The 18431-nt window shown below is 69.4% G+C and carries 15 protein-coding genes and 1 pseudogene; 7 read left to right on the forward strand and 9 right to left on the reverse strand.

The features are described from left to right. Positions 1-110: 110 nt before the first annotated feature. The 4 genes from RB628_RS33600 to RB628_RS33615 all read right to left on the reverse strand — a co-directional run bounded on the left by RB628_RS33600 (position 111) and on the right by RB628_RS33615 (position 3248). Positions 111-551, reverse strand: a complete 441-nt coding sequence (locus RB628_RS33600; protein WP_318324408.1) for a hypothetical protein — start codon at positions 549-551, stop codon at positions 111-113. Positions 552-1149: 598 nt separating this feature from the next. Then, positions 1150-1425, reverse strand: a complete 276-nt coding sequence (locus tag RB628_RS33605; RefSeq protein WP_318324409.1) for a hypothetical protein — start codon at positions 1423-1425, stop codon at positions 1150-1152. Between the two features lie 86 nt (positions 1426-1511). Then, positions 1512-1907: a nuclear transport factor 2 family protein gene (locus RB628_RS33610; RefSeq protein WP_318324410.1), complete on the reverse strand. Its 396-nt coding sequence runs from the start codon at positions 1905-1907 to the stop codon at positions 1512-1514. Positions 1908-2201: 294 nt separating this feature from the next. Next, positions 2202-3248 (reverse strand): LacI family DNA-binding transcriptional regulator, encoded by a 1047-nt coding sequence (locus tag RB628_RS33615; protein WP_318324411.1) that lies wholly within the window; start codon positions 3246-3248, stop codon positions 2202-2204. A gap of 305 nt (positions 3249-3553) precedes the next feature. Here RB628_RS33615 and RB628_RS33620 point away from each other — a divergent pair, with 305 nt between their 5' ends. The 4 genes and pseudogenes from RB628_RS33620 (at position 3554) to RB628_RS33635 (ending at position 7521) form a co-directional block, all read left to right on the forward strand. After that, entirely contained in the window at positions 3554-4711 is a 1158-nt protein-coding gene (locus RB628_RS33620) for a Gfo/Idh/MocA family oxidoreductase (protein WP_318324412.1), read from the forward strand. Then, complete coding sequence (locus tag RB628_RS33625; RefSeq protein WP_318324413.1) at positions 4708-5865, forward strand: dihydrodipicolinate synthase family protein; 1158 nt, start codon at positions 4708-4710, stop codon at positions 5863-5865. The genes RB628_RS33620 and RB628_RS33625 overlap by 4 nt, the downstream gene beginning before the upstream one ends. Positions 5866-5900: 35 nt before the next feature. Further along, positions 5901-6698 (forward strand): sugar phosphate isomerase/epimerase family protein, encoded by a 798-nt coding sequence (locus RB628_RS33630; protein ID WP_412180766.1) that lies wholly within the window; start codon positions 5901-5903, stop codon positions 6696-6698. Between the two features lie 523 nt (positions 6699-7221). Next, positions 7222-7521, forward strand: a pseudogene (locus tag RB628_RS33635) (hypothetical protein). Between the two features lie 188 nt (positions 7522-7709). Here the strand turns inward: RB628_RS33635 and rbsD are convergent. From rbsD to RB628_RS33660, 5 genes are all read right to left on the reverse strand, one after another. Continuing rightward, the gene (gene rbsD, locus RB628_RS33640) at positions 7710-8105 is read right to left on the reverse strand and encodes a D-ribose pyranase (RefSeq protein ID WP_318324415.1); all 396 of its coding nucleotides are present in this window, start codon (positions 8103-8105) and stop codon (positions 7710-7712) included. Beyond that, positions 8102-9103, reverse strand: coding sequence for a ribokinase (locus RB628_RS33645; protein ID WP_318324422.1), 1002 nt, complete (start codon positions 9101-9103; stop codon positions 8102-8104). Before RB628_RS33645 ends, rbsD begins: the two co-directional genes overlap by 4 nt. 171 nt (positions 9104-9274) lie before the next feature. After that, the gene (locus RB628_RS33650; protein ID WP_318324416.1) at positions 9275-11230 is read right to left on the reverse strand and encodes a substrate-binding domain-containing protein; all 1956 of its coding nucleotides are present in this window, start codon (positions 11228-11230) and stop codon (positions 9275-9277) included. Beyond that, a complete protein-coding gene (locus tag RB628_RS33655; protein ID WP_318324417.1) occupies positions 11220-12788 on the reverse strand; it encodes a sugar ABC transporter ATP-binding protein in 1569 nt (522 codons plus the stop codon). The genes RB628_RS33650 and RB628_RS33655 overlap by 11 nt, the downstream gene beginning before the upstream one ends. Beyond that, positions 12785-13825, reverse strand: a complete 1041-nt coding sequence (locus tag RB628_RS33660) for a LacI family DNA-binding transcriptional regulator (RefSeq protein ID WP_318324418.1) — start codon at positions 13823-13825, stop codon at positions 12785-12787. The genes RB628_RS33655 and RB628_RS33660 overlap by 4 nt, the downstream gene beginning before the upstream one ends. Positions 13826-14091: 266 nt before the next feature. Between RB628_RS33660 and RB628_RS33665 the strand changes: the two genes are divergently transcribed. The 3 genes from RB628_RS33665 (at position 14092) to RB628_RS33675 (ending at position 18319) form a co-directional block, all read left to right on the forward strand. Then, complete coding sequence (locus RB628_RS33665) at positions 14092-14457, forward strand: hypothetical protein (protein WP_318324419.1); 366 nt, start codon at positions 14092-14094, stop codon at positions 14455-14457. Positions 14458-14534: 77 nt separating this feature from the next. Beyond that, a complete protein-coding gene (locus RB628_RS33670; RefSeq protein WP_318324420.1) occupies positions 14535-16799 on the forward strand; it encodes an ATP-dependent RecD-like DNA helicase in 2265 nt (754 codons plus the stop codon). Between the two features lie 221 nt (positions 16800-17020). After that, on the forward strand, positions 17021-18319 hold the full coding sequence (locus RB628_RS33675) for a citrate synthase (protein ID WP_318324421.1): 1299 nt from the start codon (positions 17021-17023) through the stop codon (positions 18317-18319). The last annotated feature ends 112 nt before the right edge of the window (positions 18320-18431 follow it).

Below are 18431 nucleotides of genomic sequence, written 5' to 3' on the forward strand. Positions count from 1 at the left end.
GGTGAAGCACTGGGTGGCCGCACTGGCCGTGCCCTCGGTCGTGGCCACCGTCGCTGTGGCGAGAGCCCCGCACACCAGAACGCGATTCCAGCACGCGTTTCTGCGCGTGCTCAGTACACCTGCGACCACTCGACGGGCGTGCGGTTCGCCACCTGGCCGATGAGGTCCACCCGGTTCATGGCGAGGCAGGGATCGTTCCCGTACTTGTCGTTGAACAGATCGCCGGCATCCTCGCAGGTCCAGGACCGCATGGGCTGACGCGGGTTCCACGTCACCGTGCCGTTGTAGCCCGGCAGAGTCCGGCCGTTGATGCTGTTCGTCTTGTCGATGACGCGGAGGCAGATGCCGAAGTCGGTCTTGGGCACCTCAAGGACCTTGGCCATGATCCCGACCGTCTTTCCGTTGGCCCGGGCTTCCCAGTAGTTCCCGCAGATACGGGAGCCCGACTGGGCTTCCGCCGTTCCGGGAAGTGCGACCGTGGTCGTCGCCGCGGCTGTGATCACAAGGGCGGCCAGGACCGCCTTGTGGTTGAACGGGCGTGTGATCGCCACTTTGTCTCCTGACTGTCCGCGAAAAAGGACCTCCAGTGAGATCCAAATTCGGGGGTTGGGGGGTGGTGGCCACAAATATGGAGCCGTCCGAATGCGAAGTCAATACTTCAGGAACCCTTTGGAGGTGACTTCTTGAAATACTGATTCAATTCTGTTTTCGGGCAGGAGTAAGCGCCCCTTTCGCGTCCGCGAGAAAATTTCGGAAGACGGGGAAAGAGGTTACGAAAAAGGAAGGTGGGGACGCGAATGAGGTGGGGGTGAGAAGCTGGTGATGTACGGCTCCAAAAGAAGGTGGGGGGTCTTTGGAGGTGGTTCCCGTATACGCGCGGAAGGGCGGCAGTGGAAGGAGCGCAGCATCGAGGGAGAGGGCAGCACTTTTAGTGCGCCCGTCCGAAGACCTCGCGCCCCGTTTCTGATGCGAAGAAGCCGTTTGGGACTGGTCAAGACCCGTGGGGGAGGCTTCTTCGAGCTTATCTGGCTCTGGTTCAGCGCTGATCATCCAGCTACGCGGCTCGGCCGTCAAGATCAAGCGTGAACGGACTCAATGAACGAAACCCTACTGAGGAGTCACGCCGGGAATTACTGAACCGTTCGGTAACTACGCGTTCGAGCCAGGGAGTTGACGGTAAATAACTCCGTGACTCGGTGGGCTGGTGGTAGGACCGGGTGTTGCGGAGGAGGCAGCGGCGCGGCTCGGCACGCTGCCGCCGCATCCGATGAGCGGCAGCAGTGCCAGGCGCTCGGGGCTGCGGCTGCTCTGCTGGGGCGGGGCGGAGTCCATGTCCGTGTCCCCGTCCGTGCCGCCGGCGATCCGGGGTACACGCTCGGCGATGACGTGTCCGCGGGCACGGCTGTCGCCGGCGACCTGGATCAAGCCGACGAGGGAATGTGAATGGCGGGGCACCCGGAACCGCGCTGGGGCACCCCGCCGGAGGATCCGGACAGTCCGGAGGCCGCGGCTCAGGCCCAGAACTCGTTGCTGCGGTCGATGTCCTCGACACACTCGTCGAGGTCGGTGATCTTGTCTCCGACGATCCGGAAGACGATGGCGCCGGGCTCGTCCATCCGCCGGCCCTGGCGCTCGGCGACGAAACGGTGCGCGGCGACCGCGTGTCCCCGGCCGTCGACGAGGACGTTCATCAGCGCGACGCGCATCGTCCCGGCGGTCTCCTCGCCGAGCCGGCGGTACATGTCGATGATCGCGTCCTGCCCCTTGAAGTCCCCGGAGAGGGGATGACTCCCGGGTACGTGGTGGGTGGCGTCCGCCGCCATCAGTTCGCGCAGTGTGTCCATGTCACCGCGTGAGAAGGCGTCGAAGCCCTTGCGTACGAGGGCTGCGTGCGGGTGCTCAGCCATGGTGATCGCCACCTTTCGGTGTGTGGGCGATGTCCGACTGCGGAGACCATTGTCCTCGGGTTCGCGGTCGCTCGCAGATCAGGGCCCGAGTGGTCCCGCCGTTCACCGTCCGGCCTGTCCGGCCCCTCCGGCGCGTGAGGACGAGGCCCGTGCAGGGCCGTGGCGGGGTCTGGGGGCGCGGCCCCCGGGAACGGAACGGAACGGAACGGGATGTGAAGGGCAGGGCAGGAGCTGCGGGGTCGGCGGCGGGGGCGGGGGCGGGGGCGGGAAAAGCCCACCCCCGCACAGCACCCCCTACTTCCGAGGCACCCCCGAAGACCCCCGGACCATCAGCTCCCCCCGAACCGTGGCGATCCCCCCCGGCGGCGGCTCCTCGCGCCCCATGGCGATCCGCCCCGCCCGAGCCCCCGCCTCCGACAGCGGCAACCGCACCGTCGTCAGCGAAGGCACCGCATCCACGCTGAACGGGAGATCGTCGAACCCGGCGACGGACACGTCGTCCGGAATCCGCCGCCCCGACTCCCGCAGCGCAGCGCACGCGCCGATCGCGACGGAGTCGTTCGCGGCGACGACAGCCGTCAGTGACGGGTCCCGGCGGAGCAGCTCCAGCGTGGCCTCGTACCCCGACCGGCGGTCGTACCGCCCGTACACGGTCCACCGAGGGTCCTCCTCGATGCCGTGCACCGCCAGCGCCGCCCGGTGCCCCTCCAGGCGATGTCGCGTGGTCGTCCGTTCCTCCGGCCCCGCGATGTACCCGAGCCGCCGGTGCCCCAGCCCGATCAGGTGCTCGGTCAGCTCCTGGCCGCCCCCGCGGTTGTCGAAGGTCAGCGCGATCGCCGACGTGTCCGGCGCCGGCGGGCGCCCGCACAGCACCACCCTCGTCCCCGCCTCCGCGAGCCGCCGCAGCTTCGCCGAGACGGCCGCGAGGTGCGGCGGGTTCTCCACCGCGCCGCCGGTCAGCACGACCGCCGCCGCGCGCTGCCTCTGCAGCAACGTGAGATAGGTCAGCTCACGCTCCGGGGAGCCGCCCGTGTTGCACACCACCGCCAGCCGTTCCCCGCCCGCGCGCCCGCCCGGGCCCGAGACCTCCGACTGGATCGCACTCGCCATGATCCCGAAGAAGGGGTCGGCGATGTCGTTGACGAGAATCCCGACCAGGTCGGACGTGGCCGCGGCGAGCGCGCTCGCGGGCCCGTTGAGCACGTAGTCCAGTTCGTCCACGGCGCGCAGCACCCGCTCGCGGGTGGATGCGGCCACGGGATAGTTCCCGTTCAGCACGCGCGACACCGTCGCGGGCGAGACCTGCGCGCGGGCCGCCACGTCCGCCAGGGTCACCGTCATCTCGTCGTCCTCCGGTCGCGCGTCATGTTGTCTGTCGCGTTGCTGTAAGTTGTCGTATTTTGCGTCTTCGCGTCCATACCGATGCAGACCCTATGACCTGCGAACCCTGCCGTTCGTCCCCTCGAACGATTCGGGCGTCTCTGTGCTCTTGTCCAGACCGCTGCACAGAGGCTAGCTTCTCCCTAGATAGAAAGCGCTTGCTGCAACGCTTGCCAGTAGGGCTGCCGGAGGCCGCTCTTCAGTCGGGCGTACGCGGCGCGGACACCGCGTACCCCGCCCCCTGTGGCACCTACGAAGGGAAAGACGTGACACGCAAGACGGTGCGTATCGCCATGAACGGCGTGACCGGGCGCATGGGCTACCGCCAGCATCTGGTCCGCTCGATCCTCGCCCTGCGCGAACAGGGCGGCCTCGACCTCGGCGACGGCACCGTGCTGTGGCCGGAACCGATCCTGGTCGGCCGCCGCGAGCACGCCCTGAAGGCGCTCGCCGAGCAGCACGGCCTCGACCCGCAGAACGTCTCCACGGACGTCGACGAGGTCCTCGCCGACCCGACCGTCGACATCTACTTCGACGCCCAGGTCACCTCCGCCCGCGAGGAGTCGATCAAGAAGGCGATCGCGGCGGGCAAGCACATCTACACGGAGAAGCCCACCGCCACCGGTCTCGACGGCGCACTGGAGCTGGCCCGCCTGGCGAACGCGGCCGGTGTACGCCACGGCGTCGTCCAGGACAAGCTGTTCCTCCCGGGCCTGCTGAAGCTCAAGCGCCTCATCGACGGTGGCTTCTTCGGCCGCATCCTCTCCATCCGGGGCGAGTTCGGCTACTGGGTCTTCGAGGGTGACTGGCAGAGCGCCCAGCGCCCGAGCTGGAACTACCGCTCCGAGGACGGCGGCGGCATCGTCGTCGACATGTTCCCGCACTGGGAGTACGTGCTCCACGAGCTGTTCGGCCGCGTGAAGTCCGTCCAGGCCCTCACCGCCACCCACATCCCGCAGCGCTGGGACGAGAACGACAAGCCGTACGACGCCACGGCCGACGACGCCGCCTACGGCATCTTCGAACTCGAGGGCGGCGCCATCGCCCAGATCAACTCCTCCTGGACCGTACGGGTCAACCGCGACGAACTCGTCGAGTTCCAGGTCGACGGAACGGAGGGGTCCGCCGTCGCCGGTCTGCGCAACTGCCGGGTCCAGCACCGCAGTTCGACCCCCAAGCCGGTGTGGAACCCGGACATCCCGGCGACCTACTCCTTCCGCGACCAGTGGCAGGAGATCCCGGACAACGCCGAGTTCGACAACGGCTTCAAGGCCCAGTGGGAGCTGTTCCTCAAGCACGTCTACGCCGACGCGCCCTACCAGTGGGACCTGCTGGCCGGCGCCCGCGGTGTCCAGCTCGCGGAACTGGGCCTGAAGTCCTCGGCGGAGGGCGTCCGTCTCGACGTTCCGGAGATCGCGCTGTGACCATCCAACTCCCGGACGCCACGGGCACGTTGCGAGCGTACGAGCCCCGCGCCACCCCTCGCGCCCACACTCCCGGCACCCCCTTCACCTCCCGTACGGTCTACTCGGCGGCCCACGTCGTCGCCGACCCGTACGCGGACGTGTCCCCGGACTCCCCGGCCGCCGTCGACTGGGACGCGACCCTCGCCTTCCGCCGCCACCTGTGGTCCCACGGCCTCGGCGTCGCGGAGGCCATGGACACCGCCCAGCGCGGCATGGGCCTTGACTGGGCGGGCGCGGCGGAACTGATCCGCCGGTCCGCGGCCGAGGCCAGGTCGGTGGGCGGCCTCATCGCCTGCGGGGTCGGCACCGACCAGCTCACCACCCCCGGCGCCTCCCTGGCGGACATCCGCAAGGCGTACGAGGAGCAGCTCGCCCTCGTCGAGGAGGCGGGCGCCCGGACGATCCTCATGGCGTCCCGTGCCCTGGCCGCGGCGGCCAAGGGCCCCGAGGACTACCTGGAGATCTACGGCCATCTGCTGCGCCAGTCCGCCGAGCCGGTGATCCTGCACTGGCTCGGCCCGATGTTCGACCCGGCGCTGGAGGGCTACTGGGGGTCGAGCGACCTCGACGCGGCCACCGACACCTTCCTCGACGTCATCGCCGCGCACCCCGACAAGGTCGACGGCATCAAGGTGTCGCTGCTCGACGCCCAGCGCGAGATCGACATCCGTCGCCGGCTCCCGCAGGGCGTGCGCTGCTACACGGGCGACGACTTCAACTACCCCGAGCTGATCGCGGGCGACGAGAAGGGCTTCAGTCACGCCCTCCTCGGCATCTTCGACCCGCTGGGCCCGCTGGCGGCGGAAGCGGTACATGTCCTGGACACCGGGAACACGGCGGGCTTCCGTGAACTCCTCGACCCCACGGTCGAGTTGTCCCGCCATCTCTTCCAGACGCCCACCCGCTTCTACAAGACGGGCGTGGTGTTCCTGGCCTGGCTGGCCGGCCACCAGTCGCACTTCACCATGGTCGGCGGCCTCCAGTCGGCCCGCTCCCTCCCGCACTTCGCACGCGCCTACCAACTCGCCGACGGACTGGGCCTGTTCCCGGACCCGAAGCTGGCGGAGGAGCGGATGAAGAACCTGCTGTCCCTTTACGGAGTGGCCCAGTGAGCACCGCGGATCTCGCACGCTTCAGCATCAACCAGATGACGGTGAAGCAGCTGTCACTGCCCGAACTGGCCGACGCCTGTCTGGAGTTGGGCGTCCCCGGCGTGGGCCTCTGGCGTGCGCCGGTCCAGGAGTACGGCGTCGGGGCGACGGCGAAACTGCTACGCGACGCGGGCCTCGCCGTCACCACCCTCTGCCGGGGCGGCTTCTTCACGGCCATCGACCCGGCGGAGCGAGCGGAGGCCCTGGCCGACAACCGACGGGCGATCGACGAGGCGGCCACGCTCGGCACGGACACCCTCGTCCTGGTGTCGGGCGGCCTGCCGGCCGGCTCGAAGGACCTGCACGGCGCCCGGGAGCGCATCGCCGACGCGCTGGGCGAGCTGGGCCCGTACGCGGAGTCGCACGGCGTCCGGCTGGCGATCGAGCCCCTGCACCCCATGTACGCCTCCGACCGCTGTGTGGTCTCCACGCTCACCCAGGCCCTCGACCTCGCGGAGCGTTTCCCCGCCCACCAGGTCGGCGTCACGGTGGACACCTACCACATCTGGTGGGACGACAACGCGCCCGCGCAGATCGCCCGCGCCGGCGCCGGTGGCCGTATCCACACCTTCCAACTCGCCGACTGGACAACCCCGTTGCCCGAGGGTGTCCTCAACGGCCGCGGTCAGATCGGTGACGGGGCGATCGACATGCGCGAGTGGAGGGCGTACGTCGAAGCCGCCGGATACACCGGTCCCATCGAGGTCGAGCTGTTCAACGACGCGCTGTGGGCCCGGGACGGGCGCGAGGTGCTCGCGGAGACCGCGGCGCGGTTCGTGGAGCACGCGGCGTAACGGCTGCCTATCGGCGGAACCGTCCGTATCCGGTGGGACGCCGGATACGGACGGTTCCCTTTTTCCGCGCGGCGAGGGTGCGCCCAGGCGCGGATCTCGATGCCGTGGGAGCGCTCTTCGGTCGGGATCTCCAGCAGGGGCGCGGTGCCCGGTGTGCAGCCGGTCGGCCTTGCCGGTCACCCTGTTGCGGACCTCCAGCCCGCCTCTGGTGATCCTGGTGTTGAGGCAGTGCTCGATGCCGCCGGGCGGGTTGTAGTGGTCGAGCCCGACGAACTGCTCCCCGGCCGCCAGAAACCGTCCGTTGACGGTCACGGTGTCGTCGCCCCGTGCTGAAGTCCCACTGGAAGTAGCCGAACTGGGTTTTCGCCGTCAACGCCCGCCGCAGCGAGACGAGTTGGTGCTCGCGGTCGTCGTGCCGCAGAACGAGGAAGGTCACCAGGAACAAAAAAGGTCACCAGGGGGGTCCGTGCCGGGCCGATCGTCGCGCGGGCGGTGACGATCTCCAGGAAGCTGTCCGGGCCCTCTGGCCGGGCGTCCGTTGCCCTGGACCGGCGCGGAAGGCAACCCCTGCTACGTCGTGGGCGACGGCACCGGGTACGTCTCACGCCGCCGACCAGATCGAGAGCGTCCAACTCGGCATGGCGGGCGACCTGCTCGGCCACGCCGCCGAACTCCTCGCGGAACGAAGCGCCACCGGCGGCCATTGCGTTACCTCGCCAACTGCCTTACGGAGTCCCTGCGGGACGTGAAGCGCGTCGCGGAGAGCAGGGGAGCGAGGCCCATGCCGACCGACTCGGCGCCGGGCGCCGAGGAGTTGTCGTAGTTGCCGAAGAAATCCTGGTCCCCGGTACAACCCTCCCCCCCCCACCTCGCGGGTCGTACATGGCGTCAGGGCTTCTGGAGGGGGATCTGGGGGGATCGCCGGGGTTCTGATGTGGAGGGGAAGCCGAGGGGGCCCGGTCGACGGACCGGGCCCCCTCGAAGCTCTCCGGCCAACGCCACTGCCGGGGGCTAGAAGAAAACGCCGCACCGTAACAGGACGTTCGCGTACGGCCGGGCCTCCCCCGTCCGTACGACCAGCCGCGCCCCCGCCGACAGCTCCTTCAGCCGCTCGTGCGGGACGAGGGTGAGGGCGCGATCGGGAAAGTGCCCGTCCAGCAGCTTCGCAGCCCCCGGATTCGCCTCCCGCACCTCCGCCGCCGCTGTCGCCCCTTCCACCACCAGCTCCGTCAGCAGCCCGTCGAGCACTTCCGCGAAGGACGGCACCCCGGCCCGGAAGGCCAGGTCCACGACTCGCGGCCCGGCCGGGATCGGCATACCGGCGTCGCACACCAGCACCCCGTCACCGTGGCCCAACTCGGCCAGCGCGCCCGCGAGATGACGGTTCAGGATTCCGCCCCGCCTCACTGGGACTCACCCCGCACGGTCTCGCCGGCCGATTCCCCCGGGCTGTCTTTCCGGCCGGTGGTCCGAGGGGCGGCCCCCGGGAAGGCAGAGCACAGCGCCTCGACCTCCTCCGCCGTCGGGAAGGACTCCTGAGCGCCGGCCCGCGTCACCGCCGCCGCGCCCACCCGGGCCGCGTACGCCGCCGCCTCCGCCAGCGACTCGCCCGCGCCCAGACGCCACGCCAGCGCGGCGGTGAACGCGTCGCCCGCCCCCGTCGTGTCCACGGCCTCCACCGGCACCGACGGCACCCGCACCCGTTCCCCGGCCCGTACGGCGACCAGTGCGCCCTCCGCGCCCAGCGTGATGACGACCGAGCGCGGCCCGAGCGCGAGCAGCGTCCTCGCCCAGTCCTCCGGCGAGTCGCCCAACTCGGCGTCCGCACCGGCGATCACGCGGGCCTCGTGCTCGTTCACGATCAACGGATCGCAGGCCGCCAGGACTTCACGCGGCAACGGGCGGGGAGGGGACGGGTTGAGAACGAACCGGCCCGCGGGAGCCAGGTTCCGTACGACCTCCACGACCGACTCCAGCGGGATCTCCAGCTGCGCCGACACCACCCGCGCGTCCTGGAACAGGCTCCCGGCGGCCCGGATGTCCTCGGGCAGCAGCCGCCCGTTGGCGCCCGGTGACACCACGATGCTGTTGTCGCCGGAGGGGTCCACCGTGATCAGCGCGACGCCCGTCGGCGCCCCGCCGACCAGGACGCCCACCGTGTCGACCCCGGCGGCCCGCATCGAGTCGAGCAGCAGGCGGCCGTGGCCGTCGTTGCCGACCCGCGCCAGCAGCGCCGTACGGGCCCCCAACCGGGCCGCGGCGACCGCCTGGTTGGCGCCCTTGCCGCCAGGGTGGACGACCAGGTCGGAGCCGAGCACCGTCTCACCGGCCGCGGGCCGCCGCTCGACCACTGTGACCAGGTCGGCGTTGGCCGATCCCACGACCAGCAGGTCGTAGTCGTACATGAACAGTCTCCCCATACCCATCAGTTGTACCGGCCGTCGGTCGGTCACTCGGTCTGTTCGGCCGGTCTGCCGGTGGGCAGGCCGGGCAGCCTCGACAGAAGGCGCCCGTCCTGCCCACTTCTCACGTTCCCCGAAACGTTCCTCGAAGCGCTCCCCGGAGAGAGATGTGGCTCAGCCGCCGAACTCCGCCACGTTCTCCTTCGTGACCACCTTCACCGGCACCATCACCGTCTTCTCGACGTCCTTGTCCTCGGCGACCCGCAGCGCGTTCTGCACCGCGATCTTCCCGAGTTCTCTGGGCTGCTGGGCGACCGACGCGTACAGCGTGCCGTCCGCGACCGCCTTCAGCCCGTCGGGCGTACCGTCGAAGCCGATCACCGAGACCGACTTGCCGGCCTTGCTGCCCAGCGCCTTGATCGCGCCGAGCGCCATCTCGTCGTTCTCCGCGAAGACACCGTTGATGTCCGGGTTGGCCTGGAGCAGGTTGGTCATGACGTCGAGGCCCTTGGTGCGGTCCCAGTCGGCGGGCTGCTTGGCGACCACCCTGATGCCCGGGTAGTCCTTCAGTCCCTCGGTGAAGCCGGCGCCGCGCTCACGGCTGGCGGAGGTACCCGCCTGGCCCTGGAGGACGACGATCGTGCCCTGGCCGCCCAGCTTCTCGGCGAGCGCCTTCGCGGCCAGTCTGCCGCCGGCGGTGTTGTCGGAGGCGACGAGCGTGGCGGTGTCGGCGTTGTTGACCGACCGGTCGACCGCGACGAGCGGGATACCGGACTTGTTCACGGCCCGCGCGGCCGGTCCCGTCGCGTCCGAGTCCACCGGGTTGACGATGATCGCCCCGAGGCCCGAACTGGTGAAGTTCTCCAGCTGGTTGGCCTGCTGGGAGGCGTCGTTCTGGGCATCCGTGACGGTCAGGTCCACGCCCAGCTTCTTGGCCTCCGCCTGGGCACCGGCCCGGATCTGCACGAAGAAGGGGTTGTTCAGCGTCGACAGGGACAGGCCCATCTTCTGTGTCGTCGCGGACGACGAGCCACTGTGCAGCAGGGACGTCGCGCCCACGATCGCCGTCGCGACCACAGCGGCCAGCACGTACGTCAGTGCCTGCTTGCGCCGGTCACCACCACCGGCCGCCCCGGCCGGCGCCACCGTCGCCCCGCTCTTCCTGCGCACCGTGTCGAGCAGCACCGCCAGCGCGATCACGACACCGATGACGACCTGCTGCCAGAACGCGGACACGGAAAGGAGGTTGAGGCCGTTCCTCAGCACCGCCAGGATCAGCGCGCCGATCAGTGTCCCGGACGCCTTGCCGGTACCACCCGCCAGACTCGCCCCACCGATGACCACTGCGGCGATGGCGTCCAGCTCGTACCCCTGCGCGGCCTGCGGCTGCGCGGAGGACAGCCGCGACGCGAGCACGATGCCCGCGGCGGCGGCGAACAGCCCGGACAGTGCGTAGATCGCCAGCTTCTGCTTCTTCACCCGCAGTCCGGAGAGCCGGGCCGCCTCCTCGTTGCCGCCGATCGCGTACATGGAGCGCCCCAGGTACGTACGGCCGAGGATGAACGCGGTGACGAGCCCCATGGCCACCATCACCAGCACGGGCACCGGCAGCCAGCCGCCCAGCGTGTCACCGAGGTGCGAGACCGAGTCGGGGAACGCGATCGGCGAACCCTGGGAGATCACCAGGGACAGACCGCGCCCCACCGACAGCATGGCGAGCGTCGCGATGAACGGCGGCAGTTTGCCGTAAGAGATCAGGAAGCCGTTGACCAGGCCACACGCGATGCCGGTGACGACGGCCAGGACGACAGCTATCGCGACCGGCACGCCCTCCGAAGTGGCCGCCCAGGCAAGGACGGTGGCCGACAGGGCGGCGACGGAACCGACCGACAGGTCGATGCCCGCCGAGACGATCACGAAGGTGACGCCGAAGGCGAGGACGGCGGTCACGGCCGCCTGGACGCCCACGTTGAGCAGGTTGTCCGTCGTCAGGAAGTCGCCGGAGAGCGCCGACATCGCGATGACGAGGACGATGAGCGCGGTCAGCGCGCCGTTGTCGAGCAGGACGCGGCGCAGGCCGCTCGTGGCGCCACTCGCGCCCGTCGTGCTCTTGAGCGTGTCAGTGGCCACGGGAGCCCTCCACAGCAGTAGTTCCGGTAGTTCCAGTAGTTCCGGTAGTTCCAGTGGTTCCAACAGCGGTGGGTGTGCTGACGGCGAGTGCCATCACGGAGTCCTGGGTGGCCTCGGCGGCCGTGAGTTCACCGGCGATCCGGCCCTGCGCCATCACCAGCACCCGGTCGCTCATACCGAGCACCTCGGGCAGATCGCTGGAGATCATCAGTACGGCGGCACCGGCGGCCGTCAGCTCGTTGATCAGCTGGTAGATCTCGACCTTGGCGCCGACGTCGATACCGCGCGTCGGCTCGTCGAGGATCAGCACCCTGGTGTTCGCGAGCAGCCACTTGCCGATGACGACCTTCTGCTGGTTGCCACCGGAGAGGGTGCGCACATGCTGGCCGAGCCCGGCCATCCGTACGCCCAGCTGCTCGGCGACCTTCGCGGCGGCGGCCCGCTGCCCCCTGAGGTCGACCAGCCCGCCCCGGGTCGCGGCCCGCAGGGTGACCAGTCCGAGGTTCTCCTCGACGGAGGCGCCGAGCACCAGCCCCTGCCCCTTGCGGTCCTCGGGCACGAGCCCGATCCCGGCCTCCATGGCGGCCCCGACGTCGCTCCCGCGCACCGCGGCGCCCGCGACCGACACGGACCCCCTGTCGTACGGGTCGGCACCGAACACCGCGCGCGCGACCTCCGTACGCCCGGCCCCCACCAGCCCCGCGACACCGACGACCTCGCCGGCCCGCACCTCGAAGCTCACGTTGTGGAAGACACCGTCCCGGGTGAGCCCGTCCACCTTGAGGAGAGCGGCGCCCGCCTCGGCGGCCTCCCGCGGGTACTGCTGTTCGATCGACCGCCCGACCATCAGCCGTACGAGCTCGTCCTCGGGGGTGTCGGCGGGCACCTGCCCGACGCTCCTACCGTCCCGGATCACCGTCACCCGGTCTCCCAGCGCGGCGATCTCCTCCAGGTGATGGGTGATGAAGACGATCCCCACGCCGTCCTCGCGCAGCTTCCGCACGATCGCGAACAGCTTCTCGACCTCCTCGGAGGTGAGGACCGCGGTCGGCTCGTCCATGATCAGGACGCGTGCGTTCAGGCTCAGTGCCTTCGCGATCTCGACCATCTGGAGCCGCGCGATACCGAGTTCACGCACACGCGCGCGTGGAGACACGTTCACACCCACGCGCTCCAGGAGCACGGCGGCCCCGGCCTCCATCCGCTTGCGGTCGATCATCCCGTAGCGGCGCGGCTGCCGCCCCAGGAAGATGTTCTCGGCGACCGTCAGATCGGGTACCAGGTTGAACTCCTGGTAGATGGTGGCGATCCCGAGTCGCTCGGAATCCTGCGCCCCGTGGATGCGTGTCTCCTCGCCGTCGACGAGGACTCGGCCGGCATCGGGGCGGTAGGCGCCGGAGAGCATCTTGATGAGGGTGCTCTTGCCCGCGCCGTTCTCCCCGAGCAGTACGTGCACCTCGCCGCGGCGCAGCTCGAAGTCGACGCCGTCGAGCGCGACCACGCCGGGGAAGGACTTACGTATGCCTTCGATGCGCAGCAACTCGTCCGTGTTGCTCACGACTGGCTCCTGTTCGTCACGGGGGGCTGTTCGGATGAGGTCGGGGCCGGCTCACCGCACGACCGCCGTACGACGAGGTGCGCGGCCAGCGTCACGGACTGCGGAGGGCGGCCGTCGATCACGTCGACCAGCGCCCGGACGGCGGCCCGCCCCAGTTCGCCGGTCGGCTGCGCGATGGCCGTGACGGGCGGATCGGTGTGCACGAACCACGGGATGTCGTCGAAGGCGGCGAGCGCGATGTCCTGCGGAACGCGCATCCCGCGCGCGCGTACGGCGTCCAGCGCGCCCAGAGCCATCAGGTTGTCGGCCGCGAACACGACCTCGGGAGGCTCGGCCAGGTCGAGGAAGGCATCGGTCACCCGGCGCCCGCTCTCGGCCTGGAAGTCGCCCTGCCCGATGTAGGCGTCGGGGAGGGGGAGCCCGTACTCGGCCAGGGCCTCTCTGAAGGCCTCGACGCGCTCACTGCCGGTGGTGGTGGCCGCCGGGCCCGCGATGATCGCGAGCCGCCGGTGGCCGAGCCCGTACAGGTGGGAGACGAGATCGCGGACCGCCGGACGCCCGTCCGCCCGGACGACCGGCACGTCCACGCCCGGGATCCAGCGGTCCACGAAGACCATCGGGGTGCCTCCGCGCGCGGCGTCCAGCATCAGCGGGGAGCCGCCGTCGGTGGGGGAGACGAGGAGACCGTCGATACGGCGGTCGAGGAGCGTCCGTACGTGGTGGTCCTGGAGTTCGGGGCGTTCGTCGGCGTTGCCGATGATCACGCTGTAGCCGAGGGCGCGGGCCTCCTCCTCGACCGAGCGGGCCAGGGTCGTGAAGTACGGGTTCATGACGTCGCTGATGACCAGGCCGAGGGTGCGGGTCTGGTCGGTGCGCAGCGATCGGGCGACGGCGTTCGGGCGGTAGCCCAGCGCCTCGACAGCGGACAGTACGCGCGTGCGTGCGTCGTCGCTGACCGACGGATGGTCGTTCAGGACACGCGACACCGTGGCGACGGACACGCCCGCCTCGGCGGCGACGTCCTTGATGCTCGCCATCGCCGGACCACCTCCTTGTGGCTCCGTGGAATCGTTTACACGACTGACTGGAGACAGATTGGAATCGATTACAGGCGTGTAAATCAAGCCCCTGGCCGGTTCCCGATACCGGATCGTGATGAGTGGCGCCCAGAGGAACGGCCGCGCCGGGCACCCCGGCGCCCGCGTCCTGCGGTCGCGGACCCTGGCGGGCCGGTGCCAGGCTGGACGTACGGAGCAGTTCTCTCTCGCCGACCAGGTCCGTCACGGGCCGGAGCGGAGGAGCCATGACGGCAACGACTCGGAACGACGTCCCCACCGCGCTCGAAGGCGATGGCGTGGAGTTGCGTACGCAGGTGATCGGCGGGGGCTTCTCGGTCGGCTACGTGACCCTGCCGCAGGGCACGGACATGGGCCCGGCGTTCAAGGGCCTGCCCGACGACTCCTGCCAGTGCCCGCACTGGGGCTACCTGCTCAAGGGCCGGCTGCTCATGCACACCGAGGAGGGCGACGAGACGTACGAGGCGGGACAGGCGTACTACTGGGCGCCCGGCCATGTGCCGGTGGCCCTTGAGGACTGCGAGTTCGTGGAGTTCTCCCCGACGGAGGACTTCCGGACGGTGGTGGACCACGTCAAGTCCGCCATGGGGTGACGCCTTTGGGCGAGGTCGGCAGGCCGTCAGTCCACAGAGCCCGGCGGTCTGTCAGTGCGGGGCGGTAGCGTCGGATCATGTCGATTCAGGTGGGCGGTCCGAAGCAGGCGGCGCAGGGGGAACGGCACCTGGCCGTCCTCGAAGGCGTCCTGGAGCGGATCACGTACGCCAACGAGGACAACGGCTACACGGTCGCCCGGGTCGACACCGGCCGCGGCGCCGGCGACCTCCTCACCGTCGTGGGCGCGCTGCTCGGCGCCCAGGTCGGCGAGTCCCTGCGGATGGAGGGGCGTTGGGGCTCCCACCAGCAGTACGGCAAACAGTTCACGGTGGAGAACTACACGACCGTCCTGCCCGCCACCGTCCAGGGCATCCGCCGCTATCTCGGCTCGGGCCTGGTCAAGGGCATCGGCCCGATCTTCGCCGACCGGATCACCCAGCACTTCGGCCTGGACACCCTCCGGATCATCGAGGAGGAGCCCAAGCGCCTCATTGAGGTGCCGGGCCTCGGCCCGAAACGTACCAAAAAAATCGCCGACGCCTGGGACGAACAGAAGGCGATCAAGGAGGTCATGCTCTTCCTCCAGACCGTCGAGGTCTCCACATCCATCGCCGTGCGCATCTACAAGAAGTACGGCGACGCCTCGATCTCCGTCGTCAAGAACCAGCCCTACCGCCTCGCCTCCGACGTCTGGGGCATCGGCTTCCTCACCGCCGACAAGATCGCCCAGTCCGTCGGCATCCCGCACGACAGCCCCGAGCGCGTCAAGGCGGGCCTCCAGTACGCCCTTTCGCAAGCCACCGACCAGGGCAACTGCTACCTCCCCGAGGAACGGCTGATCGCGGACGCGGTGAAGCTCCTCCAGGTCGACACGGGCCTCGTCATCGAGTGCCTCGCCGAACTCGCGGCGCCCCCGGAGGAGGGCGAGGACCCGGGAGTCGTACGGGAGAAGGTCCCCGGCCCCGACGGCGACTCGGAACCCGTGACGGCCGTCTACCTGGTCCCCTTCCACCGCGCCGAACTATCCCTCTCCGCCCAGCTGTTGCGCCTCCTGCGCACCGGCGAGGACCGGATGCCCGCCTTCCACGACGTGGCCTGGGACAAGGCGCAGGCATGGCTCAAGGGGCGTACGGGGGCCGACCTGGCCCCCGAGCAGGAGGCGGCCGTCCGGCTCGCGCTGACGCGGAAGGTCGCCGTCCTCACCGGCGGACCGGGCTGCGGCAAGTCCTTCACGGTCCGCTCGATCGTGGAGCTGGCGCGCGCCAAGAAGGCCAAGGTCGTCCTGGCCGCCCCGACCGGCCGCGCCGCCAAGCGCCTCGCCGAACTCACCGGCGCCGAGGCCTCCACCGTCCACCGCCTCCTGGAACTGAAGCCCGGCGGCGACGCGGCCTACGACAGGGACCGCCCGCTCGACGCCGACCTCGTGGTCGTGGACGAGGCCTCGATGCTGGACCTGCTGCTCGCCAACAAGCTGGCCAAGGCGGTCGCGCCGGGCGCGCACCTTCTGTTCGTCGGAGACGTGGACCAACTCCCCAGTGTCGGCGCCGGCGAGGTCCTGCGGGACCTGCTGGCCGACGGCAGCCCGGTCCCCGCCGTCCGGCTCACCAAGGTCTTCCGGCAGGCCCAGCAGTCGGGCGTCGTGACGAACGCGCACCGGATCAACTCCGGGCAGCATCCGGTCACCGACGGCATGAAGGACTTCTTCCTCTTCGTCGAGGACGACACGGAGGAGGCCGGCCGGCTGACCGTGGATGTGGCCGCACGACGAATTCCGGCCAAGTTCGGCCTCGATCCCCGGCGGGACGTCCAGGTGCTCGCGCCGATGCACCGGGGACCGGCGGGCGCCGGAAACCTCAACGGGCTGCTCCAGCAGGCGATCACACCGGGGCGCCCGGACCTCCCCGAGAAGCGGTTCGGCGGCCGGGTCTTCCGGATCGGAGACAAGGTCACGCAGATCCGCAACAACTACGACAAGGGCGAGAACGGCGTCTTCAACGGCACGGTCGGCGTCGTCACCTCGCTCGACGAGGTGGAACAGCGCCTCACCGTGCTGACGGACGAGGACGAGGAAGTGCCGTACGACTTCGATGAACTGGACGAACTCGCCCACGCGTACGCCGTGACCATCCACCGCTCGCAGGGCAGCGAGTACCCGGCGGTGGTCGTCCCGGTCACCACGGGCGCGTGGATGATGCTCCAGCGCAACCTTTTGTATACGGCCGTCACCCGGGCGAAGAAGCTGGTGGTGCTGGTCGGTTCACGCAAGGCGATAGGCCAGGCGGTGCGCACGGTGTCGGCGGGGAGGCGTTGCACGGCACTGGACTTCCGGCTGAGGTCGTAGCCCGCAGCGATCGAAAAAAATGATCGATCAAATGAGTCACAAAGGTCACACAGCACTTCCGGAACCAGGGCGAAGGGGGGCAGGATGAGTAAGTTGGCGGCACTCAGTGCCGTCAATAGGCCCAATGGTCGACCCCGAGTGCACTCTCCTGCGCCAAATGGGGGATGGTAGAGACAGTCAGGGCACCTCGAAGAAGAGGCACTACGTCGGTGAGGGATGACGTGAGCGAGCACACCAACAACGCTGTAGTACTGCGGTTCGGCGATGGCGAGTACACCTACCCGGTGATCGACAGCACCGTCGGCGACAAGGGCTTCGACATCGGGAAGCTCCGCGCTCAGACCGGTCTGGTGACGTTGGACAGCGGCTACGGCAATACGGCCGCCTATAAATCCGCAGTCACCTACCTCGACGGCGAGCAGGGCATCCTCCGGTACCGCGGCTACCCGATCGAGCAGCTGGCCGAGCGCTCCACCTTCCTTGAGGTGGCGTTCCTGCTGATCAACGGTGAGCTTCCGACCGTGGACGAGCTCGCCGTGTTCAGGAACGAGATCACGCAGCACACCCTGCTGCACGAGGACGTCAAGAACTTCTACCGCGGCTTCCCGCGCGATGCCCACCCGATGGCGATGCTGTCGTCGGTCGTCTCCGCACTGTCGACCTTCTACCAGGACAGCCACAACCCGTTCGACGAGAAGCAGCGCAACCTCTCGACGATCCGGCTGCTCGCCAAGCTTCCGACGATCGCCGCGTACGCGTACAAGAAGTCGATCGGTCACCCCTTCGTCTACCCGCGCAACGACCTCGGTTACGTCGAGAACTTCCTCCGTATGACGTTCTCGGTGCCGGCGCAGGAGTACGACCTCGACCCGGTCGTCGTCTCCGCCCTCGACAAGCTGCTGATCCTGCACGCCGACCACGAGCAGAACTGTTCGACGTCGACGGTCCGTCTGGTCGGCTCCTCGCAGGCGAACATGTTCGCGTCGATCTCGGCCGGCATCTCCGCGCTCTGGGGCCCGCTGCACGGCGGCGCCAACCAGTCGGTGCTGGAGATGCTGGAGGGCATCCAGGCCAACGGCGGCGATGTCGACTCCTTCATCCGCAAGGTGAAGAACAAGGAGGACGGCGTCCGCCTGATGGGCTTCGGCCACCGGGTGTACAAGTCCTTCGACCCGCGCGCGAAGATCATCAAGGCTGCCGCGCACGACGTCCTCTCGGCCCTCGGTAAGTCCGACGAGCTGCTGGACATCGCGCTGAAGCTGGAGGAGCACGCGCTCTCCGACGACTACTTCGTCTCGCGCAACCTCTACCCGAACGTCGACTTCTACACGGGTCTCATCTACCGCGCGATGGGCTTCCCGACCGAGATGTTCACGGTCCTGTTCGCCCTCGGCCGCCTCCCGGGCTGGATCGCCCAGTGGCACGAGATGATCAAGGAGCCGGGTTCCCGCATCGGCCGTCCGCGCCAGATCTACACGGGCGTGGTGGAGCGCGACTTCGTGCCGGTCGAGCAGCGCTGAGAGCTCCGCAGGAGGTGCGGCACTGAGGCTGCGGGTCCGCCGTGGCTGGTCGCTCCCCCACTCTCGGCTTCTCCCCCCAGGCCTTAAGGCCTGGGGGGAGAAGCCGAGAGTG

This window comes from Streptomyces sp. ADMS, from assembly GCF_033441795.1.
Lineage (GTDB): Bacteria > Actinomycetota > Actinomycetes > Streptomycetales > Streptomycetaceae > Streptomyces.